24 protein-coding genes are annotated in these 25,579 nt (G+C 51.6%); 3 read left to right on the top strand and 21 right to left on the bottom strand.

Translation table 11 applies throughout. The annotated features are described in order from the left end of the window. Position 1 precedes the first annotated feature (1 nt). On the bottom strand, positions 2-1,042 hold the full coding sequence (gene mreB, locus H8J70_RS04380; protein ID WP_186502644.1) for a rod shape-determining protein: 1,041 nt from the start codon (positions 1,040-1,042) through the stop codon (positions 2-4). A 248-nt stretch (positions 1,043-1,290) separates the two neighbouring features. Between mreB and H8J70_RS04375 the strand changes: the two genes are divergently transcribed. Next, entirely contained in the window at positions 1,291-2,130 is an 840-nt protein-coding gene (locus H8J70_RS04375; protein ID WP_246415263.1) for a vWA domain-containing protein, read from the top strand. 62 nt (positions 2,131-2,192) lie between these two features. On the opposite strand, the gene H8J70_RS04370 is transcribed toward H8J70_RS04375, so the two are convergent. From H8J70_RS04370 to secA, 18 genes are all read right to left on the bottom strand, one after another. After that, positions 2,193-3,101, bottom strand: coding sequence for a CvfB family protein (locus tag H8J70_RS04370; RefSeq protein WP_186502643.1), 909 nt, complete (start codon positions 3,099-3,101; stop codon positions 2,193-2,195). A gap of 1 nt (position 3,102) precedes the next feature. Beyond that, positions 3,103-3,483 carry a ribosome silencing factor gene (gene rsfS / locus H8J70_RS04365; RefSeq protein WP_186502642.1) on the bottom strand — a complete coding sequence of 127 codons (381 nt, stop codon included), beginning with the start codon at positions 3,481-3,483 and terminating at the stop codon, positions 3,103-3,105. A gap of 42 nt (positions 3,484-3,525) precedes the next feature. Next, complete coding sequence (locus tag H8J70_RS04360; RefSeq protein WP_246415262.1) at positions 3,526-4,593, bottom strand: LCP family protein; 1,068 nt, start codon at positions 4,591-4,593, stop codon at positions 3,526-3,528. After that, entirely contained in the window at positions 4,586-5,182 is a 597-nt protein-coding gene (yqeK, locus tag H8J70_RS04355) for a bis(5'-nucleosyl)-tetraphosphatase (symmetrical) YqeK (RefSeq protein WP_186502641.1), read from the bottom strand. Before yqeK ends, H8J70_RS04360 begins: the two co-directional genes overlap by 8 nt. Continuing rightward, on the bottom strand, positions 5,164-5,781 hold the full coding sequence (gene nadD, locus H8J70_RS04350) for a nicotinate-nucleotide adenylyltransferase (protein ID WP_186502640.1): 618 nt from the start codon (positions 5,779-5,781) through the stop codon (positions 5,164-5,166). Before nadD ends, yqeK begins: the two co-directional genes overlap by 19 nt. A 153-nt stretch (positions 5,782-5,934) precedes the next feature. Further along, positions 5,935-7,188: a glutamate-5-semialdehyde dehydrogenase gene (locus H8J70_RS04345; RefSeq protein WP_186502639.1), complete on the bottom strand. Its 1,254-nt coding sequence runs from the start codon at positions 7,186-7,188 to the stop codon at positions 5,935-5,937. Positions 7,189-7,204: 16 nt separating this feature from the next. Next, positions 7,205-8,335, bottom strand: coding sequence for a glutamate 5-kinase (proB, locus tag H8J70_RS04340; RefSeq protein WP_186502638.1), 1,131 nt, complete (start codon positions 8,333-8,335; stop codon positions 7,205-7,207). Between the two features lie 11 nt (positions 8,336-8,346). Then, a complete protein-coding gene (locus H8J70_RS04335; RefSeq protein ID WP_186502637.1) occupies positions 8,347-8,640 on the bottom strand; it encodes a YhbY family RNA-binding protein in 294 nt (97 codons plus the stop codon). 32 nt (positions 8,641-8,672) lie between these two features. After that, on the bottom strand, positions 8,673-9,944 hold the full coding sequence (obgE, locus tag H8J70_RS04330) for a GTPase ObgE (RefSeq protein ID WP_186502636.1): 1,272 nt from the start codon (positions 9,942-9,944) through the stop codon (positions 8,673-8,675). A 183-nt stretch (positions 9,945-10,127) separates the two neighbouring features. Beyond that, complete coding sequence (locus tag H8J70_RS04325) at positions 10,128-11,291, bottom strand: S41 family peptidase (protein ID WP_186502635.1); 1,164 nt, start codon at positions 11,289-11,291, stop codon at positions 10,128-10,130. Between the two features lie 18 nt (positions 11,292-11,309). After that, a complete protein-coding gene (locus H8J70_RS04320) occupies positions 11,310-12,530 on the bottom strand; it encodes a murein hydrolase activator EnvC family protein (RefSeq protein ID WP_186502634.1) in 1,221 nt (406 codons plus the stop codon). 4 nt (positions 12,531-12,534) lie between these two features. After that, positions 12,535-13,422, bottom strand: coding sequence for a permease-like cell division protein FtsX (gene ftsX, locus H8J70_RS04315; RefSeq protein WP_186502633.1), 888 nt, complete (start codon positions 13,420-13,422; stop codon positions 12,535-12,537). Then, positions 13,412-14,098, bottom strand: a complete 687-nt coding sequence (gene ftsE, locus H8J70_RS04310) for a cell division ATP-binding protein FtsE (protein WP_186502632.1) — start codon at positions 14,096-14,098, stop codon at positions 13,412-13,414. Before ftsE ends, ftsX begins: the two co-directional genes overlap by 11 nt. A gap of 126 nt (positions 14,099-14,224) precedes the next feature. After that, positions 14,225-15,328, bottom strand: coding sequence for a polysaccharide pyruvyl transferase CsaB (csaB, locus tag H8J70_RS04305; RefSeq protein WP_186502631.1), 1,104 nt, complete (start codon positions 15,326-15,328; stop codon positions 14,225-14,227). After that, positions 15,321-17,378 (bottom strand): DUF5693 family protein, encoded by a 2,058-nt coding sequence (locus H8J70_RS04300; protein ID WP_186502630.1) that lies wholly within the window; start codon positions 17,376-17,378, stop codon positions 15,321-15,323. The genes csaB and H8J70_RS04300 overlap by 8 nt, the downstream gene beginning before the upstream one ends. 19 nt (positions 17,379-17,397) lie before the next feature. Beyond that, positions 17,398-18,084, bottom strand: a complete 687-nt coding sequence (locus tag H8J70_RS04295; RefSeq protein WP_186502629.1) for an LmeA family phospholipid-binding protein — start codon at positions 18,082-18,084, stop codon at positions 17,398-17,400. Further along, positions 18,085-19,222 (bottom strand): peptide chain release factor 2 gene (gene prfB, locus H8J70_RS04290; RefSeq protein ID WP_246415261.1). Its coding sequence is split into 2 segments (ribosomal slippage): positions 18,085-19,149 and positions 19,151-19,222, totalling 1,137 coding nucleotides; the frame shifts between segments, so codons are not numbered across the junction. An 89-nt stretch (positions 19,223-19,311) separates the two neighbouring features. Then, entirely contained in the window at positions 19,312-21,777 is a 2,466-nt protein-coding gene (secA, locus tag H8J70_RS04285; RefSeq protein ID WP_186502627.1) for a preprotein translocase subunit SecA, read from the bottom strand. A gap of 266 nt (positions 21,778-22,043) precedes the next feature. On the opposite strand from secA, the gene cshA reads away from it, so the two are divergent. Both cshA and H8J70_RS04275 read left to right on the top strand, forming a co-directional pair. Beyond that, positions 22,044-23,606 (top strand): degradosome RNA helicase CshA, encoded by a 1,563-nt coding sequence (gene cshA, locus H8J70_RS04280; RefSeq protein ID WP_186502626.1) that lies wholly within the window; start codon positions 22,044-22,046, stop codon positions 23,604-23,606. A gap of 250 nt (positions 23,607-23,856) precedes the next feature. Continuing rightward, positions 23,857-24,813: an L-lactate dehydrogenase gene (locus H8J70_RS04275; RefSeq protein WP_186502625.1), complete on the top strand. Its 957-nt coding sequence runs from the start codon at positions 23,857-23,859 to the stop codon at positions 24,811-24,813. Between the two features lie 45 nt (positions 24,814-24,858). Here the strand turns inward: H8J70_RS04275 and H8J70_RS04270 are convergent, their stop codons facing one another. Both H8J70_RS04270 and H8J70_RS12835 read right to left on the bottom strand, forming a co-directional pair. After that, positions 24,859-25,299, bottom strand: coding sequence for an Rrf2 family transcriptional regulator (locus tag H8J70_RS04270; protein ID WP_186502624.1), 441 nt, complete (start codon positions 25,297-25,299; stop codon positions 24,859-24,861). A 171-nt stretch (positions 25,300-25,470) separates the two neighbouring features. Continuing rightward, positions 25,471-25,575: an IS3 family transposase gene (locus H8J70_RS12835; RefSeq protein WP_425489114.1), complete on the bottom strand. Its 105-nt coding sequence runs from the start codon at positions 25,573-25,575 to the stop codon at positions 25,471-25,473. Positions 25,576-25,579: the final 4 nt, after the last annotated feature.

Below are 25,579 nucleotides of genomic sequence, written 5' to 3'. Positions count from 1 at the left end.
GTTAAAATCTCCTTCTGTAAATGCGTTCTACACCTTCAACTAAGGCGCCCAATTTTTCCCGGTCTTGCAATGCCCGGCCCGTACCAAGAGCGACGGCCATTTCCGGCTCTGGCGACAAGGCTACAGGAACACCGAGTTCCTGGGAAAAAAGCTGGTCCATACCATGGAGCTTCGCGCCGCCACCGGTAAGGACAATGCCGTGTTCCATAATATCGGCCGACAATTCCGGCGGGGTCTCACGCAGTACAGCCTGGACGAGGTCGAGGATTTTTACGAGAGGTTTGCCCATGACGCGATAAATTTCACTGGCTTTGACACCTACTTCGCGCTGCAGGCCATCGTCAATGCCGCGGCCTGTAAAATAATAGCCCCGGTCTTCTAAGGGTAAAACGGCAGAACCGTTGTGAATTTTCATTTCTTCAATCGTTTCATCGTCAGTGACGACAGCATATTCCTGGCGGATATAATCGCGGATAGCCTGGTCAAAATCCTGGCTGCCCAAATGGATCGACCGGGAAATAACGATACCGCCTAAGGAAAGAACAGCGATATTGGTCGTACCGCCACCTACGTCGATGACCATACTGCCAATAGGATCGTACACAGGCAGACCGGCGCCTAAAGCAGCGGCAGCAGCCGTTTCAATGAGGTAGGCTTCTTTGGCACCGGCCTGGAAAATAGCTTCTACGACAGCCCGCTTTTCGACATTCGAAGCCGCAGCCGGTACGCCGACCATAATGCGCAGGCGCTGAACACTGCGTACAGCCTTACTCAAAAGATACCCCAGCATAGTGCGGGTTACATTGTAGTCAGCAATAATCCCGTTTTGCAAGGGCTTATGAATCTTCACCGTTTCCGGCGACTTGGCCAACATCGTTTCTGCCGCATGGCCGACTGCGACGATCTTACGGTTCCGTTCATCCGTTGCCAAAATGGACGGTTCAGACATTACGATCCCCCGTCCTTCTACATATACTTGGATTGTACTGGTGCCCAGGTCAATCCCGATATTCTTCGTTAATGGTGAAAACATCGAACCCATGTCATATCCTTTCAAGGCAGGTCAGACAAGCCTGCACGTCTAAATTTCAATTCTACAGTCATCCATATATTTTAGCACAAACATACGTCACTAACTAGGGGAAAATGAGTTAAATTCATAGGAGCCTGTCATTTTATTACTCACGCTTCTTTTCTCCCTATGGTATACTATGTATATATGTGTGCGCGTGCGCCATATATCCTATAGTGCCTATACTCGTTATTTCATACAGAAAGGATGTGTCTCCTATGTGGAAAAAATCTCTCAGCCTGACCTTGGCTGCCCTCTTTGGTTGTGCCACCCTGGGCCTGGCTGCTACACCGGCGGTTATGCCAGCAGCGGCAGTAAAGCCCTTGCCGGTGCAAACGAGCCAGCCCGTAGATGCCGTAGCCAGTGCCTCCATTCCAGACGAAGAGGTGACACCTGAAACGCCAAAAGACACGCAGGAAACGAAAGAAAAAGACACGACGCTGCCTGCGTCGATCAAACATTTGGATCTCGTTCTCATCCTCGATAAGAGCGGCTCTATGTACGGCCTTGAAAAGGATACGATCGGCGGCTATAACAGCATGCTGAAAAAAGAACGGGCCCTCCATGTAGATACGCGCGTGACGACGGTCCTCTTCAATAATGAATCGACGCTGCTCACGAACCGCCGCGATATTGACGCCGTCGAAGATATGACGAGCAAGCAATACACGGTCGGTGGCTCTACGGCTCTGCTCGACGCCTTGGGAAATACGATCAACCGTCTCAGCCGCATTGACGGTATTAACAACAAAAACCACAAGGTCATCGTCGTCGTCATTACAGATGGCCTGGAAAATGCCAGTCACGAATACAGCCGGGCAACCATCAAAAAGATGATCACAGATAAGCAGGAACAAGGCTGGGATTTTCTCTTCTTAGGTGCTAATATGGACGCCGTCACAGAAGCAGGTACGTTGGGTATTGACAGCGACCATGCCGTCAATTACCAAAACAACGCCCGCGGTGTCCGGGCCAACTTCAACGCCATCGCCGCATACACGCAGAGTACGATGCAGCAAAACGGGGACGACTCGTGGAAGGATGAAGTTAAACAATAGGCCTGTCTTACAGGATACAAATCAAAACGGTGCTTCGCCACATGAGCGATGCACCGTTTTTTTCAGTCTTTCTGTACGTCGTCCTTCGTTTCCGCAGGCACTGCTTGGGAAGCTATGTCATCCAGGTAGGTCCAGCCTTCTTCCTGATGGACTTTGCCTTCCTTCATAAGGTGGCCTAAAGCCCGTTTGAAGGCTGCCTTGCTGAGACCGAACTTGGCCTTAATGACAGCCGGCATAGTCTTATCGCCATAGGGCATCTTGCCGTTACGGCTCTGGAGAAATGCGAGAATCTGCTGGCAGTCTGCATCCATAGCCTGTTCCTTCACCGGACGCAGGGAAATATTGATGCGGCCGTCTTCACGCAGGAAAGTCACACGGCCTTTTACCATCTGGCCGATGAGTACCGGTCCATTGAACTCACTGCGATGCAAAAAGGCAATCCACCGTTCCCGCGTCATGAGATAAGCTCCCTGATCGGTCATATTGTAAATGGCCCCTTCGACCCAGTCGCCTACCTTGGCTTCTGTCGCCGGTTTCGATGCGCGGCGCATTTCATCTTCTACTTCCATAGAAACGGCCAGGCGGTGGGATTTATCTTCGTAGAGCTTGACCCACACGTATTCCCCTTCTTTAGGACGGCCCTTCATTTCGGCAAAGGGCAGGAAAATGCCCCGTTCCGTACCGACGTCGACGAAAGCGCCAAAGCGCGTCGTATTGATAATGGGTACGTAGCCAATCTGGCCAATTTTAATTTTCGGCAAGTGCATGCTCGCCGTCAGCCGGCCCTGGGGATCGTGGTATAAGAAGACCGTTACCTTGTCGCCTACGGCTACAGGACTGGTCTGCTGGTTATGGTGCAGTAAAATATCGTCGTTCGTGTTGCCTGTACCGCCATTGAGGAACGCCCCCATTTCGCCGAGACGCAGCACTTCCAGCGTAACGATACTGTTTTCTTGTAAAACCTGATTCATATTATTCCCCTTCGAACGGAATCCGTTCGGCGTCGCTCCATAAGTTTTCCAGTTCGTAGTAGCTCCGATCCTGTTCGACAAAGACGTGAGCGATGATTTCGCCAGCATCGATGAGGATCCAGCGGCCCGAACGGTAGCCTTCTACGTGGCGTACAGTATAGCCGGCTTTTTCCAGCTGTTCTTCAATATTGTCCGCGACGCTCTGGGCCATGCGGTTGTTGCGCACGCTGCAGATGACGAAGTAATCGGCCATGATCGAGGCCGGTTCCATGTTGAGGATAACAATATCCCAGGCTTTTTTGTCGTACGCTGCCTGTGCGGCAATTTCGTAGGACGTGCGTTCTTTTGTTTCTTCCGTTTGTTGCTTCATGACTAATGGCATGCTTTTATTTCTCCTTTTGTACAGGCAGCCCGTGGCAGCCCGTTAATTACTGTTTGCAATGGCGTTATTTGTCGTACCAATGATTTTCTGCACTTCTACAGGATCATACGTCCAGAGCGTAGCCCCGTTCTTGCCCTTCGCTGCATCAGGCGTCTTCAAGGCTTCGCCAGGCAGCATGTAGAAATGGATGTTATCGACAGGCACGTTGCGGAAGGACCAGGCCAGGCGGGCCATATCCTTCGCAGAAATATTAGAATCTACCGTATTCCATACGCGGTATACATTAATGGCGTTGGTAATGCCGAAGTGATTTTCCAGATTTTCATAAAAGACCTTGACGAATCGTTCCTGCCGCATAGCCCTGCCTAAGGAACCGTCGCTGTCGGTATAGCGCAAATAGCCTGCGGCTTCATTGCCGTCGAGAACCTGATAGCCCTGGGCTAAGGCAATATCGGCTTTGCCGTCGGCATCTTCATGATACATATCCTTTTCCACGTATAATGGCATACCGCCCATAGTATCGATAAAGTGGGCAAAGGACGACGACGTAAAGGAAACATAGTAGGGCACGGGAATCTTGAAAATATCTTCGACAACAGCCCGGGTCAGGCTCAAACCGCCTTCACTATAAATTTCACTCAAGGCCTGGGCGCCTTTTTCCTTGCGACCTTCAATTCTCGTATTATCGGGCAGCATAATAAAATCGATGGTCTTCTTGTCCTTGTTAACCGCTGCCAGACCGACAAAATTCGTCTGCGTCGGGTTTTCCTCATCTGTACCGATGACCAGTACATACAAGGGCACGTCAGGGCTCTGCTGGGTGAAATCTTCACTGCTTACCGGCGCCGGATGGAAATGATTCCACGCCAAAACGGCCGTGATAAAGGCCAGGATTACCAAAACGATGACACCCAGACGGCGCAGGCCCCGGCGACGCCGTTCTTCCGGCGTCAGGACGCGGCGCTTTTTCTTCTTTGGCCGCTTGCCTTGCTTTTCTGCTGTCCCCTGTGGCCTTTCCTTTGTTTTCAGTGTTTCTGCCGTTCTTTTTTCTTCCTCGCCTGGCGTATTAACCGTTACGTGCGTAGGTGGCTTGCGTGTGTCCTTATCCATGCCGGGCCTCCCCCATACTGAGGATTTGCGCATTCCGGTTGACTACGGTGCCGACAAAAATGGTCTTGTCTTGCTCTAACAGATGTGTAATAGTCGAATCGTAACCGGCCAGGACGGTCTTGTCCAAATCTTCCTTGGCCAAAGCCCGCAAGTGGTCTACACCGTCGAAATCACGGCCGGCCTCAATGTAGTCGGCAACAAAAATGATTTTTTCCAGCTGGCTCATGTGCGGCGCTCCCGTCGTGTGATGGGCAATGGCGGCCAAGACGTCGGCATCATCAATGCCGTACTGCTCTTTGGCTACCGTCACGGCTGCATAGCCATGGAGGAGACTGCCAGTCTGCATGATAACCGGGTCAAGGCTGTCGCCAAAAGCCCGTAACGCTAAGGCCTGCATCTCTTCCAGGCGTTTCTGTTTGGCTGCATCGTGGAGGAGCCCTGCCATTTCGGCTTTATCGGCATCACTGCCATAGCGTACAGCCAGCTGCCGCGCCGCTGCGGCTACGCCTAAGACATGTGTATAGCGGTGACCTGTCAGGCTCTGCTGCAAATCCCCTTTAATTTTTTCTTTCAATTCTGTACTGTACATTGATATATCCCATTCTTCCTGATGTAATCTAAGACAGGCGGCGGTATCATATACCGTACGGAACGGCCCGTCTGCAGACGGCGCCGCAGTTCCGTTGAAGAAATATCCATCGTCGGTACAGGTAAGCGCAGGATGTGCTTGCCCAGATCACCAAAGCTTTCGATGACCGGGTCAATGCCTGCCGTACCGTCCGGCCGGGTAGCACCAATGACGTGGCACAGCCGCAGAATTTCTTCCGGCTGATTCCAGTTATGTAAGTCCTGAATCGTGTCGGTACCGGAAATAAAATAGAAGCTGTACCGGTCGCCGTAATGATCCTGCAAATAATGAATCGTGTCGACGGTGTACGACGGGCCCTGGCGGTGCATTTCCAAATCGCTGACCATAAAATACGGGTTATCTGCCGTGGCCAGGCGCGTCATTTCCAAACGCTGCTGCGCCGTTGCTCCATGGACTTCCTTGTTCGGTGTCATGTAGGAAGGAATAAAGAGGACCTGCTCCAAATCAAAGACCTGACGAGCTTCTTCTGCAATCATCAAATGGCCCAGGTGAATAGGGTTAAACGTACCCCCCATAATCCCCAGTCTAACGCGTTCCATGATAGAGATAAATCCCTCCCCAAATAACCACTGCTGTCAGTATATATAATACCAGAAAAACAGCATAATGTTTATACTCATAATGGGTTTTAGGCGAACGGGCGTACTGCCCAAAGGTCCGCAGGTACCCGCGTACTACACGTAACACCCGTTTCATTCGCGGATCTGCCCTTGACCGTGAATGATGTATTTATAGCTTACGAGCTCGGCCAGGCCCATAGGACCACGGGCGTGCAGTTTTTGCGTGCTAATGCCGATTTCAGCGCCGAAGCCAAACTGGAACCCATCTGTAAAGCGCGTCGATGCATTGACATACACGGCAGCCGAGTCGACTTCCTTCAGGAAGCGTTCAGCCGTTTCTTTATTTTCCGTGATGATCGTTTCCGAGTGGTGCGTGCTGTAGTGGCGGATGTGATCCATAGCCTCGTCTACAGAGGCTACAGTCTTAATCGACATGATCAAGGCGTTGTACTCCGTCTTCCAGTCCTCTTCCGTAGCAGTAATGGCGTCGCTGCCGGCAACAGCCTGGGCCTTAGCATCAGCCCGCAGTTCTACCTGGTCCGTTTTCATAACCGGCACGAGGCGGTCTAACAGGGGCTGCAAAACGTCCTCATGAACGAGAAGTGTTTCCATGGAGTTACACGTCGACGGCCGCTGGACCTTCGAATTTTCAATAATCGGCACGGCTTTATCGAGGTCAGCCTCTTTATCGACGTAGACGTGGCAGACACCACTGCCCGTTTCGATGACCGGCACGCGGGCCGTATCGACGACCATGCGGATCAGGCCGGCACCACCGCGGGGAATGGCCAGGTCGATAAATTCGCGCAGCGTCAGCAGTTCCCGGACGAGGGCACGGTCCGTATTTTCCAGGAGGCCTACGACGTCCGGATTGATACCGGCTTTTGCCAGGCCGGCGTGAATCACCTTGGCCAGAGCTAAATTAGAAGAAATAGATTCGCTGCCGCCGCGCAAGACGGTAGCGTTGCCCGATTTCAGGCACAGGGCTGCTGCGTCGACGGTAACGTTGGGCCGCGATTCGTAAATAATGGCAATGACGCCTAAGGGTACGCTGACCTTGCTGATAGCCAGGCCGTTCGGACGCGTCCACGACGCCAGCGTTTTTCCCACAGGGTCTGGCAATTCGCTGACCTGGCGCACGCCTTCGGCCATAGAAACAATCCGTTCCGGTGTCAGCTTCAGGCGGTCCAGCATGGCCGGAGCCATGCCCTTTTCGCGGGCCCGCGCCAAATCCTCTGCGTTGGCTGCGAGAATAGCATCCGTCTGGTTAATGAGTTCTTCAGCAATATATAAAAGAGCCTTGTTCTTGACGTCCGTCGCCGTCGTGGCTAAGACGTAGGCAGCGTCATGGGCTGCCTTTGCTTTGCTGTATACTTCTGATTCCATAGGATTTCCCTCCCTGTTAGTACAGAGCCACCAGGTTATCCCGGTGAATGACTTCTTCATAAATGCCGTCCGGGCCGAGAACGCCGGGAATGGCCGACGACTGCAGTCCCTTAATGGCATTGATGTGGACACTGCTGTAGTTGGTAATGCCTTTGGCAATAATCAGGCCGTCGTATTCCACATTGACGATATCCCCTTCGTGAAACATACCGGACACACTCTTAATACCTACGGCCAAGAGGCTCGAGCCATGAGCTAAAATGGCATTACGGCAGCCTTCATCGACGTGCAGTGTACCCGTAGCCTTACTGCCTGATACCAGCCAGCGTTTCTTCGAATGTAGCGGCGCTTCTTTAGCCTTAAAGAGCGTGCCTACAGGCTCGCCGGCAACGATGCGGCTGATAATACCGTCTTCACTGCCTGAGGCAATGACCATATCCACATCGGCTGCCGTCGCAATGGAAGCCGCCTGGATTTTCGTATGCATACCGCCCGTCCCCATGGCACTGCCGGCATCACCGGCAATTTCGTAAATGTGCTTGTCGATCGTTTCTACGACGGGAATAATCGTTGCTTCCGGATGGGTCTTCGGGTTATCCGTATAGAGACCGTCAATATCCGACAAGAGGATCAGGAGATCTGCGTCGACGAGGCCGCTCACCATAGCCGACAAGGTATCGTTATCGCCAATCTTGTATTCGTCGACGGCGACGACGTCGTTTTCGTTAATAATAGGAATGATACCCATGTCCAGCATTGTGAGGAGCGTATTGCGGGAGTTCATGAACTTGCTGCGGTCCTGCGAATCCATGCGCGTCAGGAGTACCTGGCCGACGATCTGTCCGTATTCACTAAAGAAGCGTTCATATGTATGCATGAGGACGCCCTGGCCGACAGCAGCAATAGCCTGCTTTTCCCGGATATTGCGCGGTCGGTGATCCAGGTGTAACGGCGCCAGGCCGGCGTTCGTCGCACCGGAGGTGACAAGGATCATTTCCTTGCCCATGTTTTGCAGATTCGCCAATTCGCGAACGAGATGTTCAATGCGCTGGTAATTCAACTTGCCCGTACTATGGGAAATCGTACTGGAACCGACCTTGACGACGATTCGTTTCTTATCCCCAAAGCCCTTGCGTATGCTGTCCATGAGATCACTTCCTAGGCTTTAATAAATTCGTAATGGGATTTTTCTTTCTTCTTCTTGAAAAGTACACCGTAATGGCCAATAACCTGCACCAGTTCGGCACCGAGCATATCGGCCAGGTCTTCCATGGTTTCCTGTGTATCCAGGTTAGCATTGTTGAGGACGTGGGCCTTTACCAGTTCCCGCGCCGTAATGGCTGCACGGGCGCTGTCGATGACGGGATTGCTCAGGCCGTCCTTGCCAATCTGGATGACCGACGGCATTTGCGAAGCCAGAGCTTTGAGTGTACGTTTATCTTTACTTGTCACAATAGGTAATTCCTTTCTATAAAAGCAGTGCTTTACTGATGATATTCAAATTCCATGCCATAAATGCGGACCGTATTGCCTTCTTCAATGCCATTCTTGCGCAGGAGCTTATCCAGTTCCATATAGCGCCAAATACGCTGGAAGCGGCGTAAGGACATGTCGTCGTTGAAATTGGTCATGGCCACGAGCCGTTCAATACGCGGGCCGGTAATGACAAAGGCACCGTCGTCGTCGCGGGACACTTCGAAGTCCGGTTTTTCTTCCATCTTGTAGACTACTTCTTCCGTATTTTGTTCCGGTTCTTCTACGTACGTATCGAGGACCTGCCAAACGTATTCCATGAGCTCCGGCAAGCCTTCTCCTGTCGCAGCGCAGACCGGGTAGACTTCAATATGGCGTTCATCCATATATTTTTGGAGACGCTGCATCGGTTCGTCCGATTCGAGGAGGTCGATCTTATTAGCAACTACGATCTGAAGCTTCTTCGACAGCCTTTCACTGTACTGGGACAGTTCCTTGTTGATCTTTTCGAAATCCTCGATGGGATCGCGTTCTTCACTCCCTGAAACGTCGAGAACGTGAATGAGGATTTTCGTCCGTTCAATATGACGGAGGAAGTCGTGCCCCAGACCAATACCGTCGGCAGCCCCTTCGATGAGGCCCGGAATATCGGCCATGACGAAGCTGCGCATTTCCGAAAGGGTAACGACGCCCAGAATCGGGTTGAGCGTCGTGAAATGATACGCTGCTACTTCCGGTTCGGCTGCCGAAACGGAGCGCAAAATGCTCGACTTGCCAACGCTCGGATAACCGATGAGGCCGACATCAGCGAGAACCTTCAGTTCCAGCTTGAGCCAGCGTTCTTCCCCCGGTTCGCCTTTTTCGGCAAAGGTCGGAGCCCGGTTGGCACTGGTACGGAAGTGGTAGTTGCCGCGGCCGCCACGGCCACCTTTGGCAACGATAGCCGTCTGGCCATCTTCGTGGAGATCCGCCATGAGGGCGCCCGTCGTTTCTTCGCGCACAAGTGTACCGACCGGTACGGGAATGATCAAATCATCGGCATCGCGGCCGAATTTATTGCTCCCCTGGCCTTTGCCACCGGGCTTAGCCTTGAAGAGCCGGCGGTAGCGGAAGTCGACGAGGGTATTGACGTTGCGGTCGGCTACGAGGACGACATTGCCGCCCTGGCCGCCGTCACCGCCGTTCGGGCCACCCTTGGGTACGAACTTTTCGTGGCGGAAGCTGCTCATGCCGTCGCCACCGCTGCCGGATTGTACAAATATTCTTGCTCTGTCTATAAACATGGTTCACCTCATGATAAAAAACGAAACCAACGATCCCTGGGACGCTCTAAAAAAAGAAATACAAAAAGGGACGCGGTAATATAAGTATACCACGTCCCTCGTCTATCTGTCCCGATATGATCTAGTATACTTTTTCAGTATCCTAATTATTCTACCTGTTTTCCCTGACTTTGGCAAGGGCATTTATTTATTTTCCAAGATTTCCAAGGCTTTTTGATACTGCAAATCTGTCGTATCGTTCGGTTCCAAATTGACTTCTACATCGGGCACGATGCCGACACCGTCAATTTCCCTGCCGTTGGTCGTCTTGTATTTGGCCACGGTCAGCTTCAAGGCCCCGGCCTTATCGAGGGGATATACGCCCTGGACGGTACCCTTGCCGTAGCTCTTCGTGCCGACAATGGTGCCGAGTTTCAAATCCTGAATGCAGCCAGCCACGATTTCCGAGGCACTGGCTGAATTGCCATTGATGAGGACCACCATGGGAATCCGTTCGTCTGTCCCGTCAGCCTTGTATTCCGATTCTTCGCCCGAACGGGACGTAAAGGAAACGATGACGCTGTCAGGCGGTACGAAATTGTTGCACACGGCGACGGCCTGATCGACAAGTCCCCCTGGGTTATTGCGCAGGTCCAGGATCATCTTTTGCATGCCTTCACCTTTGAGGCGCTGAAATTCCTTCGTAAATTCTTCGCCAGTATTTTCGCTAAAGACAGCGACGCGGATATAGCCAATGTTCGTGCCTTCTACCATATGACCGGCTACGGTCTGAATTTTTATCTTCTTCCGTTCGATCGTATAGTCCTGTGTCGTGCCGTCGCGGCCAATCGTCAAGGTGACGCTCGTTCCTTCAGGACCGCGGACGGCCTTCGATACGTCTTCTAAAGGCATGCCCTGCGTCGGCTTGCCATCGACGGCAAGAATCAAATCGCCACGCTGCAAGCCCGCTGCCTGGGCGGGACTATCGTCCATGACGCCGGCTACGAGGACACCGTCATCACTGGTACCGATATAGACACCGACACCGGCATAGGAGCCTGACGTTTCGTCAGAAAAGGCCTGGAAATCATCGCCGTCGAGATAAATGCTGTGCTTGTCGCCGAGCTTACTGACGATGCCTTCAAGGGCACCGTTCAGAAGTTCCTGTTTATCCACTGCACCGGGATAATTCGTTTCTACCAGGTGGAGCGTACGGAAAAACTTGATGAACCCCGTCGGCGAACCTGTATAGTAGGCAAAGAGGCCTGCGAGCAGGAGAAAACTGCATGCCACCGTGAGCAACGCCCAAGAAATGGCTTCAGTCAGTTTTTTTATCCAGCTCTTTCGTTTTTCATGTAGTGTACTCATAAAGGCCTCCTTCTGGTCTTATAAATAGCCCATGGGGTCAACCGGTTCGCCATTGGAGCGCACTTCAAAGTGAACGTGCGGCCCTGTCGAGTTCCCTGTAGAACCGGCGTAGGCAATAACCTGGCCTTTGGAAACGGTCTGCCCTGACGATACGGCCAACGATTCGTTATGACCGTAGAGTGTCGACAGGCCATTGCCGTGGTCGATGACAACGCCATAGCCGTAGCCGCTGATCCAGCCGGCTTCAACGACGACACCCGAATCAGCTGCATGAACCGGCGTGCCATAGTCAACACCGATATCGATACCCGAATGGAGAATCTGGCGGCCAAAGATCGGATGGGTACGGTAGCCAAAGGGCGACGTAATGACGCCGTTTACCGGCCACATAAGAGCCCCGGTGCCGCTGACGGGCTGGTAAGCATCATTGCTGCTGTCGACGCTGCCACCGGAGCTAGAGCTATCAGCCTGGGCCTGAGCCGCCGCTGCTGCGGCGGCTGCGGCCTGTCGGGCTGCGGCACGGTCACGCAAGGTCTGGGCAATCTGGTTGGACGATGCTTCCAATTCCTTGTACGCTTCTTCAGCCGTAGCCTTATCGCTTTCAGCCTTTGCCAGGATGGCCTGCTGTTCGGCCTTATGTTTCTCAATTTCTGCCTGTTTGGCTGCGGCTTCATCCTTCAGCTTCGCCTGCTGGGCCCGCTGCTCTTCCAGCGCCGCTTTGGCCGAGGCAATCTGAGCCTGTTCTTCCCGGATGGAAGTAATGAGCTCTAAATCGGAATTGACAATGCGTCGCAAGAGTTCGATGCGATTGGCAAAATCGTCAAAATCCTTAGCGCCTACGACGACGTCAAGATAATTCAGCTGGCCGTGCATATAAATATCACGAATACGCCGGCTCAGGACCTGTTCACGGCTGGCCAAATGGGTCTGGGCTTTTTCCAGTTCCCCCTGTGTCTTGACGATCTGCTTATCCGTTTCTGCCAGCTGATCAGAAATATTCTTATATTCTGCCCGGGCTGCATCCAGGCTTTCCTGGATAACCCGCAGCTTTTCAAAGACGTTGCCAATAACGGCTTCGGCTTCGTTCTTCTTTTGTGCCTGTTCGTTCATCTGGCTCTGCACCGTCGAGAGCTGATTCTGCAGATCTTCGTCTTCTGCGAGAACCGCCCAGGCCGGATTCATCAGGCAAAGCGCTGCCAGGATGGCCAACAGGGATTTCTTGTAGCTTACAGTCTGCATGACATCACACCTTCATATAACGTTTCAAAGAAATGGTACTGCCAATAGCCCCGATGATCATGCTGATAACGAGGATAATGGCGCTGGCCTGATACATGAATGGGTACGGGCTGACCAAAGGTAAGAAGGCCAGGGTCCGGTGAATCGTTGCCACCGTAAATTCATAGAACTGGACCAGGGCTAAATCGGCAATGAGGCCGCCAATGAAACCGAGGAGCAAGCCTTCCAAGAGGAACGGCCAGCGGATAAACCAGTTCGTCGCACCGACGTATTTCATGATGCCGATTTCCCGGCGCCGGGCAAATACAGTCAGGCGGATCGTGTTAGAAATAATAAATAAGGTTGCAAAGGTGAGGAAAATGATGAGCGCAATGCCGCCCCAGCGGATGATCGTCGCCACCTGGAAGAGCTGCTCAATGATTTCCTGACCGTAGTGGGTACTTTCTACTTCTTTGTACTCGCCTACGACTTCTGCCGTCTTACGCACCTGTTCCGGATTATTCAGGGTCAGCGTATACGATGTAGGCAAGGGGTTTTTGCCATCGAGGGCGTCAAGGATCCCCGGCTGATCTTTCATCCGTTCCTTCAGCTTGTCCATGGCCTGATCTTTATTGGTAAATTCGATGGACTTCACGTCTGGCAGTTCTTTCAGCCGCTTGCCAACACTCATGACCTGGTCTGTCGTCAGGCCGTCCTTCAAATAAACGCTGATCTGTACCTGGTTTTCCAGATTATCGGCAAAATAGTCCAAATTCGCGACCATAATCAGGAAAAGGCCTAGGACGAAGAAAGAAACGGCCACCGTCGCAATAGACGCGATGGACATAAAGCTGTTACGCCAAAAGGACGTGAACGCTTCAGAGAGGTAGTAGCGCATCGTTCTAATCTTCATAGTCGTAACCTCCCTGCTGTACGTCGCGGACAATCTTGCCGTCGACAATTTCAATAACGCGCTTATTCATCATGTCGACCAGGGTCTGATCGTGTGTTACCATGACGACCGTCGTGCCCATGTGATTAATCTTGGTGAAAATTTCCATTATCCCCTTGGACGTTTCCGGATCGAGGTTCCCTGTCGGTTCATCGGCAATGAGGAGGAGCGGCCGGTTGACAATGGCCCGGGCAATAGCGACACGTTGCTGTTCGCCGCCGCTCAGATTCTTCGGCAGGGCATCGGCTTTGCCTACGAGGCCAACCAGATCGAGTACGTTACGCACCCGTTCCTTAATAAGCCGCCGTGGTGCTTCAATAACTTCCATGGCAAAGGCTACGTTTTCTTCAGCCGTCTTATTGGGCAGGAGACGGAAGTCCTGGAAGACAATGCCCATACGGCGCCGCAAATAGGGCACACGGCCCTTGCGCAGCTTGGTTACGTCAATGCCATCGACGATAACCGTGCCTTCCGTTGGCAGCTCTTCATGGTCCAGAAGCTTAATGAACGTCGACTTGCCGGCACCACTGGCACCGACAACGAAGACGAACTCGCCTTTTTTAATATGCACATTGGCGTGATCCAAGGCAACGGAACCGTTGTCATAGACCTTCGATACATTCTTGAAATAAATCATGTTTTCTGTGATTCCTCTTTTCCTCGACCCAGCCAGCTACAGGGTCCGAGATTTTTTCAGACATCTACTATTATATACGAAAAACAGCGGCCTGCAAATCGCTGTTTCTCAAATCTGTCCAGCGCTTCAGGACCGCTTGTTTTCTTTTTCTATTACTTGTAAGGCCAGCGTGGCGTTGCGCATAGACTGACGGCGCAAGTGATTGAGCTGTCCTTTTACGCCAGCCGAAATGCCGTGCTGACTCAGTTTTTTCAAAACATCGTCTACGAGCCCTTGCGCTGTCACTGTTTCCATCGTGCCACAGAGGTGCTCCCCTATAGCGTCGATAAAGCTGTCGATTTTCGGATCATAGGAAATCGACGTGACTGGCACGCCCATAATGGATGCAAAAACCAGGGCGTGAAGACGGTTGGCAATGACCGCGTCCATACAGCCCATGAGTGCCATGAACTCGACCGTATTGTAACTCGCCTTGAGGACCGTTGCCGGCTCGTGCATGCGCGACGCAATATCGGCACCGGCTTCGACGTCAGCCGGATACTGCATAGGGATGAAAATGATACGGGCTCCCGTTTTTTGTACGAGCACATCTGCCGCCTTGGCAATCTCATCCTTAAAGCGGGTCAGATTCTGCCAGTTGCGCACGGCAATACCGATACGGCCGCCGACACCATCGATGCCGGCCTGTTTCAAGAGGTAATAGCCTACCTTCGTATCGGCCGGATGAATGGAAAGCACTGCATCGGCTGTTACGTGGATCGGCGGTTTCGTAACGCCCATGCGTTCGAGCTCCCCTTTCGAATCCTTATCACGGACGCTGACCATCTGGACGCGCTGCAACACCTTGCGCACAGCTGCCCGCGCCTTGGGCTGCCGCACAGGGCCAATACCCTGGGCATACAGCATGACCGGTACGTGAAAAAAGAGGGCCATACGCATAATAAGAAGATAATAATAGAGGCTGCGCGTACTAGTTACGTCCTGCAGCAGGCTGCCGCCGCCACTGATGAGCAGGTCCGACCGGCTCAGGGCAGCAGCAATACCCGGCAAATTCAAACGATGCACAGTCCGTACGTGATGGTTTTCCCGGGTTAGCTGGGAATTGCCCGTAATGACGGTAATCTCCGCCTGCGGCATGAGGTCTTTCAGGGAGCCGATTAAGGCTGCCAGCATAGCTTCGTCGCCAGCGTTGGCAAAGCCGTAATAACCGGAAATGACAATCTTAGTCACGCGTGTCCACCCGCTTTCCGAGCCAGGTCGTTACATACTGGAAAATGGCAATGGCACAAATGAGGAGAATCCCCAGGACCGTGCCTACTGCCCAGCCGTCGAGGCCGCGGATAAAGGACATGAGGAAAGGCGTACGGATATGGGCAAAGGTTTCTACCATAGAACCGACGCCGATAACCGAGGCAATGACTAAGAAGAAATGCAGCAGCTGTGGCCATTTACGGTAAATAGCTGCCACGAGGAGGAAAAAGGCCGGATGACCGACGAGAAATTCCTTTTCCCGCGGCCGGGCATACATGGCATTTTCCAGGAAGCGGCGCATGACCACTTCAAAGCCCGGTACAGGCACGCCCGATGTGTGGCCACTGCGGCCGACGAAAATAATCGCTACCAGACCGAGGAAGCCTACGAGGATGAGCGTTCCCATGCGGATAGGAATATTGAGGAATTTCCGTACGAATTCCGTAAAATCTGCTGGCGTTGCCAGCTGCCGGCCCATAACAGGGAAGCGGCGTACGTAGCCGATGGCTACGATAATGAGCGGCAAGAGGAAGGTCAGCTTCACGCCGCGATAGTAATCAAATTCCATGAAGAAACGGATATTTCCCAGCATGGCCGCAATGAAGAGGCCGCCAATCATGGACATACCCACGGCTGCGGCGAGGCCCAGCGTGCCATCACGGATAACCCGGCCATAGCCAAGCTTTTGCGTGATGTGCTGGCTCTTCCAGTAGTCGAGGAGAATGAGGATCGCCGCCGACGGTGCCGTAACAGCACAGCCTACAGCCATCATCTGCAGGAAGAGAGCGCCCTTGGCAATCATGGCGCCACCGGCACCAAAGAGGACGGCCAAGACGAGAAGGCCGTAGTTGATGCGGTTCGAAAGAGGCAGCAAGAGATTCAGGAGCAAGACGAAGCCACAGGCTGCAGCCGCTGCCGTAATAGCCAGGAGCAGCTTATTTGGATAATAGAGCGGCATCACCGATGCTTTGCCCAGGTGATAGCCCCGTTCGCTCAGCTTCGTCGATACGTTGTGAATGTAGTTGAGGTTCGTATCGGTCAAAGACTGGCCATGGAGGGGCTTCTTATAAAGAGGATAGAGATTAGCCCGCACGTTGCGTTCCAAATCGCTGATATAGAAGCGCATCGTCGCTTCTTCCGGCGTAATCTTATCCAATTCTTCTTTCGACATAGCATAGACACGGACCGTATCATAATGCATGAGACCGGCCAAGTCATACATGCCATCTTGCTTGTCATACTGCAGCTGATCCGCTGCTTCGATCATGTAGAAAGGCATCTGACGGGCCAGCATACGATCTGCTGTAAGCTGTAAGAGACCTTTCCGTTCGCCAGCGTCCGGGCTGTAGCCCAAGACTTCCTTGCCGACAAACATGACGCCCGAAACATTCTTAATCTTGTCAGCACGACGGAAGAAGGCTTCCACCTTATCCGGCGTAGGATCGCTGTAGTTCGTCGGCCGTAAAATGACGTGGAAGCCGGCTTTGGCGATCTTGTTGGCGTCGGCCGACATAATACCCAGGTTTAATTCGCCCAGGGCCGGCATGACACCGTGAATGCCCAGGATACGGTACTGGGGATTGTCGATAACTACGGCGTTTTTAGCGCCCAAACGGGTCTGTAAATCTTCCGTCAGTTCATCAAAATAGAGATCATTTTGATTCTTCGGCTTACCGATGAGGTAATATTCGTAGTTTTCATTGCGCAGGCCAAACTGGGGGTAATAGACCTCGCTGGCCATTTTCGTAATGAGTGAACATTCACCACGCTGGGTCATCTTGTTCAGCGTCGTGTCATAAATGGTGAAACTCGTAATACCGGCATCGCGGCATTTTTGCAGAATCGTATCCAGATCATAGCCATCGTTCAAACCCATGACGACGACAGCGTCGTAATCGAGGGCTTGCTCAATAGACATGGTGTCTGTTTCCACCTGATTCCGTTCCATACAGAGATATATACTGCACAGGAGGCCTATAAAAATGGCAACTACCATGAGCCAGATACTCCGTTTGTTCTTTTTGTTCATCTAATCACCTTATCTGCGGCTAACTAACCTGCCCGTGCAGCGTCAGGGAATCTCCCTGCATGGTTATGCTGTCCGGTACGATACCAAGCGGAAAATCCGCAAAGTCATACACTTCCAGGCGGGCCAGCTGGAAACCGCTGTATTTCGCGCCCAGCGCCGAGACCGTCACATTTGATGGCAAGAACATGAGCTTCGTGCCTTCCATGCCAAAGTGCCCGCTAATATCGGCATCCGCATTGACCAGGCCGCCCACGCGGATCTTGCCCTGCAGGTGTACCTGATCGCCACTAAAGGTAACGCTCAGATCTTTTGCACCTTTTACGGCTTGCTTCAAATAAGCCTGCAAATCTTCACTCGTAATGCGCGCGTTTAGCTCACCGCTCTGGGCCGACGTGACGACGAGTTTATGCTGCGTCAAGCTGTCAATGGGGTTAAATTGTACGCCGTGGAGGTTACAATCCATATGCTGGACGCGCAGCTTGCCAATGCGTATTTCATCACCGCTGGCCTGAACATCATCGATGTGCCCAGTCAGGATTTCAATACCTGGCGAGCTGGTAACGCTCACATCCTGCGGCTGAATTTCCATGTGCTCTGCCAGGGCCTGGTAAATACCGGCCTGGGCCAGCTTCGGTGCGCCCAAATCGAGCCCTGCAAGCAAGGCTGCGACGATCACACCTGTCACTATCCATTTTTTCTTCATCATTTATATGCTCTGCTTTGCCAGCCGCTTTTCTTTCTGCTGCTGCAAGAAGCCTTCAATAAACATATCCAGATTGCCATCCATGACGGCCTGAATATTCCCTGTTTCCACGTTCGTACGGTGATCCTTGACGAGCGTGTACGGGTGGAATACGTATGAGCGGATCTGACTGCCCCATTCGATGGCTTGGTGTTCACCGCCGATTTCGGCTTTCAGCTGGGCTTGTTTTTCCTGTTCCAGTTCAAATAAACGGGCACGTAAGTACTTCATACACATTTCCCGGTTTTGTACCTGAGACCGTTCATTCTGGCACTGGACAACGATGCCCGTCGGGATATGGGTCATACGTACAGCGGAGCTCGTCTTATTGACGTGCTGGCCACCGGCACCGGACGCACGGAAATAGTCAACGCGGACATCATCCATATTGATTTCAATATCCACATCGTCCGGCAGTTCCGGCATCACGTCGACAGCCGTAAAGGACGTATGACGGCGTGCTGCAGCATCGAAAGGAGAAATACGGACCAGGCGATGTACGCCCTTTTCCGATTTCAAGTAGCCATAGGCATATTCCCCTTCTATGGTAAAGGCGGCGCTCTTAATACCGGCTTCATCACCAGGCTGCATATCCATGACGTTGATCTTAAAGCCGTGTTGTTCGGCCCAGCGCGTATACATGCGTACGAGCATTTGTGTCCAGTCCTGGGCTTCCGTGCCGCCGGCACCGGCGTGGAAGGTCAGGATGGCGTTACACGTATCATATTCACCGGAAAGGAGCAGCAATACTTCGCGCCGTTCAATTTCCTTCAAGAGGGCATTGTACTGTTCTTCAATTTCACCGGCCAGGTCCGATTCCTTTTCTTCCATAGCAATTTCCAGGTAATCCAGGAGGTCTGCTGCTTTCGTTGCCAGTTCTTCGTGGCCTTCGACTTCCGTCTTCAGGAGTGTCGCTTCCTGCGAAATTTTACGGGCCTTGTCCGGGTCATTCCAAAAATCAGGATCGCTCATTTGCATGTCCAGATCCATAATGCGGTCTTTCTTTTTAGCGAGGTTAAAGTGAATCCCCGATTTCCTGTATTCTCTTCTTTAAATCTTCCAAAGGCTTACGCATTTCTTCCAATAACACAAGAATCACCATCTTTCAAATGATAAAAATACAATAGGACAGGCGCCGCCCCTGATGAGAGAGGCAAACGCCTGTATGAGTTCCCGCTAGCTTACTTCGAATTACTCTTTCTTACCGTTTTCCAAATCTTCCTCTTCGCCTAATTCAGGGATTTCGTCGTGCACTTCCTTGGCACCCTGCAGGTGATCTTCTACCTTCGGTACGTCCGGCTGCTTGCTGTACGTAATCTGAATGTGATAGAGAAAGGTAACAGTCGTCTTTTTGATAGAGTCGACCATTTCTTCAAACATTTCATAGGCTTCAAATTTATATTCGACAAGGGGGTTCTTCTGGCCATAGGCACGCAGGTTGATGCCTTCCTTGAGGGCATCCATAGCGTCTAAATGGTCCATCCACTTGCTGTCGACAACGCGGAGCATAATGGCCCGTTCCAATTCACGCATCGTTTCGGAGCCCACTTCTTCTTCGCGGGCAGCGTAGAGATCGCTGGCGATCTGATAGAGCTTTTCTTTGACTTCCACACGGCTCATGTTTTCCAGCTCTTCGCTCGTAACGGCATCCTTCGGAATGAAGTACTGCTGCATTTGCGTCAACAGGCCCGCAAAATCCCATTCTTCCGGATAGAGCTTTTCATCAGCGTATTTAGCCAGACCATCATCGATGATGTCGCTGACCATACCGAGAATGGTATCCTTCAGGGAATCGGCTGTAAGTACCTGGCGGCGCTGGCCATAGAGGACTTCACGCTGCTGGTTCATGACATCGTCATATTCAAGGACGTATTTACGAATTTCGAAGTTATGGCCTTCGACCTTCTTCTGCGCCTTTTCAATGGACTTGGTAATCATGCTGGCCGTAATCGGTTCATCTTCGTCGAGGCCGAGCTTATCCATAAACTTGGAAATATTATCAGAGCCGAAAATACGCATGAGGTCATCTTCAAGGGACAGATAGAACTGTGTCGTACCGGGGTCGCCCTGACGGCCTGCACGACCACGGAGCTGGTTATCAATACGACGGCTTTCGTGCCGTTCTGTACCGATAATCATGAGGCCACCCAATTCAGGCACACCTTTGCCCAGTTTAATATCTGTACCACGGCCAGCCATGTTGGTTGCAATGGTAACCATATCCTTCTGGCCGGCATCTTTGATAATTTCAGCTTCCTTTTCATGGAACTTGGCGTTCAGCACGTTGTGAACGATGTGTTCCTGATCAAGGAGACGGCTCAGGATTTCCGACTGGCTGATGCTCGTCGTACCAACCAGGATCGGCTGGCCGGTCTGATGACGTTTGACAACTTCCCGTACGACGGCACGGTACTTGGCGTTCTTCGTCTTATAAATGACATCCGGTAAATCCTTACGGATAGCCGGGCGGTTCGTCGGAATGACGTACACGTCGAGTTTATAAATCTTATTAAATTCATCTTCTTCCGTCTTGGCCGTACCGGTCATGCCGGCGAGTTTTTCGTACATACGGAAGTAGTTCTGGAAGGTGATCGTAGCCAAGGTCTTGCTTTCGCCCTGAACCTTGACATTTTCCTTCGCTTCAATAGACTGATGGAGACCATCGCTGTAACGGCGGCCAAACATAAGGCGACCCGTAAATTCATCGACAATGACGATTTCGCCATTTTTGACGACGTAATCCTTATCACGGTGCATCATGAATTTGGCGCGCAATGCCTGAATGACGAGATGGTTCAATTCCAGGTGTTCACTATCGAACATGTTGCTAATGCCAAGCATCTTTTCGACCTTAGCTACGCCGGAATCGGTCGGTGCAATGGTCTTTTGCTTTTCATCCATGATATAATCATCAGCCGTAAAATGCTTGACGATTCCTGCCAACGTATAGTACAGATCGGTAGACTTTTCGCCAGGACCGGAAATGATCAGTGGTGTACGGGCTTCATCGATGAGGATACTGTCCACTTCATCGACGATACAGTAATTCAGAGGCCGTTGTACCATCTGGTCCTTGCTGATGACCATGTTATCACGCAGGTAGTCGAAACCAAATTCATTGTTCGTACCGTACGTAATATCTGAATTATAAGCACGGCGGCGCTGTTCATACGTCAAATCATGGACGATAAGACCGACGGACAGACCGAGGAACTTATAGATCTGGCCCATTTCTTCACTATCACGCGTAGCCAAGTAATCATTGACCGTAACGACATGGGCGCCTTTTCCCGTGAGGGCGTTCAAATAGACCGGCAAGGTTGCAACCAGTGTTTTCCCTTCGCCGGTTCTCATTTCGGCTATATCACCGCGGTGTAAGACAATGCCACCCAGGAGCTGTACATCGAAATGACGCATACCCAGGACACGGCGTGACGCTTCACGAACCACGGCAAAGGCTTCCGGCAGAATCTGGTCCAGCGTTTCACCCTTGCTCAGGCGTTCCTTGAATTCAAAGGTCTTAGCCTGGAGCGACGAATCACTAAGAGCTGTCACCTGCGGCTCCAGATCATTAATGTGACGCACAATAGGCCACATTTTTTTCAATTCCCGGTCCGTGTTATTGCCGAGAAGATGTTGTATGAATTTATCAAACACGAAAAGACCTCCATTACGAACGTATTGATGAGCTACTGACACTAACTAACACTAATATCAATTCAACATTTTACAACAAAAAGCCTGCTTTTTGCAATAGGCCCATGTAAAACCTCTGTATCTAAGCGTCCTTCTTACAGTAAAAAGGAATCGTAGGCAGCGTGTACCTGAACAGCACAAATTCATTTTCTAAAAATAATTTTCCATTACCCTATCTTTTTCAAGTAATAGATGATAGAATGAATTGTTACCATAAAGGAGGAACTATGTTAGAAAAATTTCAAGAATTAAATATCAGTGAAGAGATCATCCGTGCATTGAATGACATGGGTTTCGAAGAACCAACCCCTATCCAGGCAGAATCTATTCCGGTTGCACTGGCCGGCAAAGACATGATTGGCCAGGCTCAGACCGGTACCGGCAAGACGGCTGCATACGGCATCCCCGTATTGGAAAAAATTATGGCCGCTCCGGCAACCAAAGACATTCAGACGGTCATTCTCTCGCCGACGCGTGAACTGGCAGTACAGGTCGCTGAAGAAATCAACCACCTCGCCCAGCATACGTCGATCCAGGCCCTGCCGATTTACGGTGGCCAGGATATGGAACGGCAGCTGCGCCGCCTGCGCAAATGCCCGCAGATCATTGTGGCCACACCAGGCCGCCTCATTGATCATATGAAACGCGGAACGATCCAGCTCAGCCACATCTCCACTATCGTCCTCGACGAAGCAGATGAAATGCTGAACATGGGCTTTATAGATGATATTAAATTGATCATGGGCGCTACGCCGGAAACACGGCAGACGCTTCTCTTCTCGGCTACAATGCCTAAACCAATCCAGGAACTGGCAGAAAACTTCCTGCACGATCCCCAGATCATCCGCATGAAAGCCAAAGAAGTAACCATGGAACTGATCGAACAGTCCTATATCGAAGTACCGGACCGTCAGAAGTTCGATATCCTCTGCCGGCTCCTCGATCTGCAGGAACCAGACCTGGCGATCATCTTCGTACGCACGAAACGCCGCGTCGATGAAGTTTCCGAAGCCCTGAAAAAACGCGGCTATTCTGCCGAAGGCATTCACGGCGACCTGACCCAGGCCAAACGTGATACGGTCATTCGCCAGTTCCGCGAACGCACCATCGATATCCTCGTCGCTACTGACGTAGCTGCCCGTGGTCTCGACATCAGCGGTGTCACCCACGTCTTCAACTACGACCTGCCCCAGGATCCTGAAAGCTACGTACACCGCGTAGGCCGTACAGGCCGTGCCGGTCAGACCGGTGAAGCTACGACCTTCGTCATTCCCCGCGAAATGGAACATTTGCGCACGATTGAACGCCTGATTAAGCGCTCCATCAAACGCCGCAAAGCTCCTACCCTTTCGGAAGCCCTCGAAGGCGCCCAGCAGGCAGCAATCCGCAACCTTATCGTTACGACGGAAGAAGCAGATTTCGCCATGTACAAGTCGAACGCGGAAGAACTGCTCTCCAACTTTGATTCCGTCTCCCTCGTCGCCGCAGCCATTAAGCTCCTGACGAAAGAACCGGATACGACACCGGTCAAGATTACAGAAGAAGCACCGCTCCGCGTGAGCCGCAGCCGTCGCCGTGAAGGTGGCCGCAAAGACCATCGCAGTGGTGACCGCCGTGAAGGTGGCCGTCGTGAATTCCGGCCGCGCCGCAAAGACCATGAAGGCGATTCCCGCCGCAGCCAGCGTAACGAAGGCAGCCGCGACCGTCGTCATGAAAACGGCGATAAAAACCGCAAAAAGGTTCATAAAGAACCGAACCGCTCTGTATTCAAGCCCTATTTCAAGGACTAATACGCACGGTTTAGAAGCCTTTCTCTAAGAACAAGGCAGAGCGCTATTCCCGCGCAGGGACAAGCGCTCTTTTTTTATGTTTCTCTGTCTACTAGAGAAAAATTTCTGTCTTTTTCAGGCGTATTTTATGTTTTCCCTTTACAGGCCTAACTCATTGTGATACATTTAAATATATAGCATAAAAGTTAGGTATATATGCTATGCCAGTTGTCTATAGAAACTGGCACAGTACTTGAGGGAGGCGTTTTCTATGATAGAAAAAAGAATTATCGGGGTTGCAGGTTTAGGTCACGTAGGTGCGCATGTCGCGTTTTGTCTCGGCATGATGGGGGTCGCCGACGAAGTACTCCTATGTGACGCCAACGAAAAGAAAGTCATCAGTGAATGCAATGACTTGAACGATGCATTCATGTTCATGCCCAACCATACGACCTACCGCGTCGTCGATTATGCAGGTCTTGCTGAAGCCCACATTATCGTCAATGCCGTAGGTGATATCCGTATTTGCCAGTCTTTAAACCGTGACGACGAACTCGCTAACAGCGTCCGCCAGGTATCGGACTATGTACCCAAAGTCATGGCTGCCGGCTTTAACGGTTACTTTGTCAACATTACCAATCCCTGCGACGTCATTACGCGCCTCATTCAGAAATTAACGGGCCTGCCCAAGAACCATGTTCTCGGCACGGGTACAATGCTCGACTCGTCCCGTCTGGTACACGCCATCTGCGACGCTACCAACCTCGACAGCCGCGGCTTCTTTGCTTTCATGATGGGCGAACACGGCAACTCTCAATTTGCTCCCTGGTCTCAGGTCAACTTCTACGGCCAGACGCTCGACCAGATTGAATCCCAACTCGGTGTTAAGCTCGACCGCGCTGCCATCCAGGAAAAAGCTATCCAAGGCGGCTGGCTCACCCTGTCCGGCAAGGGCTGCACAGAATACGGCATCGCTTCGGCTGCAGCAACCTTGGTACGTACGATTCTCCACGATGAAAAACGTATCATCTCCTGCTCTGTCGAACTCGACGGCCAGTATGGTGAACACGACATCTACATTGGTGTACCGGCCATCATCGGCGCCAATGGCGTAGAAAAAGTCCTGGACTACGAATTGAGCGAAGACGAAAAAGCAACCTTCAAAACATGCATTGCAAAAGTACGCTCGAATATCGAAAAAGCCAACGCTATTTTGGCTGAAAAATAAGTACCAGCAAAAATGCCACCTGGCCTTAGCCAGGTGGCATTTCTTTTATCCTTCTTTACGAATATCTTCTACTGTTTCCGTATACACGTCCGCCACAGTATGACGGGCCAGCTCGGCCTCAAAGGCCTGCTGGATTGCATCGAGCTCGATAGTCAGGCTTTCATGGATATGACGTCCTACAGGACACTGTGGATTAGGATGACTATGGAAGCGGAACAACTCTTCATGACTAGTCTTTTCCACTGCATCATAGACCTGTAAAAACGTAATCTCACCTAAGGGCTTAGCCAGCGTAATACCGCCAGGACCACGCCGTGTTTCCAAAAGGCCCGCTCCCTTCAGTTGTCCGACGAGATTGCGGATAATGACAGGATTACAGCCTACGCTTCCGGCGAGGAAATCGCTCGTTACCTTATAGTCCTGGGAAAAATAGGCCGTCGCCGTCAAAATATGGATAGCTATAGAAAATTTAGTTGAAATTTGCATAAAATCGTACCTCGTTTTCTTTCCTAACAAATAATACAATAGTATTATACCAAGAAAACGCCAAATCGGCAAAAAAAAGACACTCTTATGACTGAACCGCTCCCCGTCAAGTAGACAGAGCAAAAAATAAAACATGTACTTATTACTGCCACCGATATCCGGTGGCAGTTTTTATGCTGCCACGTAATAGTTATTGTGCTTTTCCATCGGGGTTACTACACCCAGTTTTCTCTGTAAACGCTTAGTATTGTAATAGCCAATGTAATCCTCAATCATTGCA

Source organism: Megasphaera hominis, assembly GCF_014269395.1.
Classification (GTDB): domain Bacteria; phylum Bacillota; class Negativicutes; order Veillonellales; family Megasphaeraceae; genus Megasphaera; species Megasphaera hominis.
This window is presented reverse-complemented; position numbering and strand designations above follow the sequence as displayed.

What these genes read in the sequence shown, in the direction of transcription:
- H8J70_RS12835 (WP_425489114.1), bottom strand. Translation starts at nt 25,575, where the DNA reads ATGATTGAGGATTACATTGGCTATTACAATACTAAGCGTTTACAGAGA.
- ftsE (WP_186502632.1), bottom strand. Translation starts at nt 14,098, where the DNA reads ATGATTTATTTCAAGAATGTATCGAAGGTCTATGACAACGGTTCCGTT.
- H8J70_RS04360 (WP_246415262.1), bottom strand. Translation starts at nt 4,593, where the DNA reads ATGGATAAGGACACACGCAAGCCACCTACGCACGTAACGGTTAATACG.
- H8J70_RS04325 (WP_186502635.1), bottom strand. Translation starts at nt 11,291, where the DNA reads ATGAGTACACTACATGAAAAACGAAAGAGCTGGATAAAAAAACTGACT.
- H8J70_RS04295 (WP_186502629.1), bottom strand. Translation starts at nt 18,084, where the DNA reads ATGATGAAGAAAAAATGGATAGTGACAGGTGTGATCGTCGCAGCCTTG.
- yqeK (WP_186502641.1), bottom strand. Translation starts at nt 5,182, where the DNA reads ATGTACAGTACAGAATTGAAAGAAAAAATTAAAGGGGATTTGCAGCAG.
- obgE (WP_186502636.1), bottom strand. Translation starts at nt 9,944, where the DNA reads ATGTTTATAGACAGAGCAAGAATATTTGTACAATCCGGCAGCGGTGGC.
- rsfS (WP_186502642.1), bottom strand. Translation starts at nt 3,483, where the DNA reads ATGCCATTAGTCATGAAGCAACAAACGGAAGAAACAAAAGAACGCACG.
- H8J70_RS04375 (WP_246415263.1), top strand. Translation starts at nt 1,291, where the DNA reads ATGTGGAAAAAATCTCTCAGCCTGACCTTGGCTGCCCTCTTTGGTTGT.
- ftsX (WP_186502633.1), bottom strand. Translation starts at nt 13,422, where the DNA reads ATGAAGATTAGAACGATGCGCTACTACCTCTCTGAAGCGTTCACGTCC.
- H8J70_RS04320 (WP_186502634.1), bottom strand. Translation starts at nt 12,530, where the DNA reads ATGCAGACTGTAAGCTACAAGAAATCCCTGTTGGCCATCCTGGCAGCG.
- proB (WP_186502638.1), bottom strand. Translation starts at nt 8,335, where the DNA reads ATGGACAGCATACGCAAGGGCTTTGGGGATAAGAAACGAATCGTCGTC.
- H8J70_RS04370 (WP_186502643.1), bottom strand. Translation starts at nt 3,101, where the DNA reads ATGAATCAGGTTTTACAAGAAAACAGTATCGTTACGCTGGAAGTGCTG.
- mreB (WP_186502644.1), bottom strand. Translation starts at nt 1,042, where the DNA reads ATGGGTTCGATGTTTTCACCATTAACGAAGAATATCGGGATTGACCTG.
- H8J70_RS04270 (WP_186502624.1), bottom strand. Translation starts at nt 25,299, where the DNA reads ATGCAAATTTCAACTAAATTTTCTATAGCTATCCATATTTTGACGGCG.
- cshA (WP_186502626.1), top strand. Translation starts at nt 22,044, where the DNA reads ATGTTAGAAAAATTTCAAGAATTAAATATCAGTGAAGAGATCATCCGT.
- H8J70_RS04275 (WP_186502625.1), top strand. Translation starts at nt 23,857, where the DNA reads ATGATAGAAAAAAGAATTATCGGGGTTGCAGGTTTAGGTCACGTAGGT.
- nadD (WP_186502640.1), bottom strand. Translation starts at nt 5,781, where the DNA reads ATGGAACGCGTTAGACTGGGGATTATGGGGGGTACGTTTAACCCTATT.
- H8J70_RS04300 (WP_186502630.1), bottom strand. Translation starts at nt 17,378, where the DNA reads ATGAACAAAAAGAACAAACGGAGTATCTGGCTCATGGTAGTTGCCATT.
- H8J70_RS04345 (WP_186502639.1), bottom strand. Translation starts at nt 7,188, where the DNA reads ATGGAATCAGAAGTATACAGCAAAGCAAAGGCAGCCCATGACGCTGCC.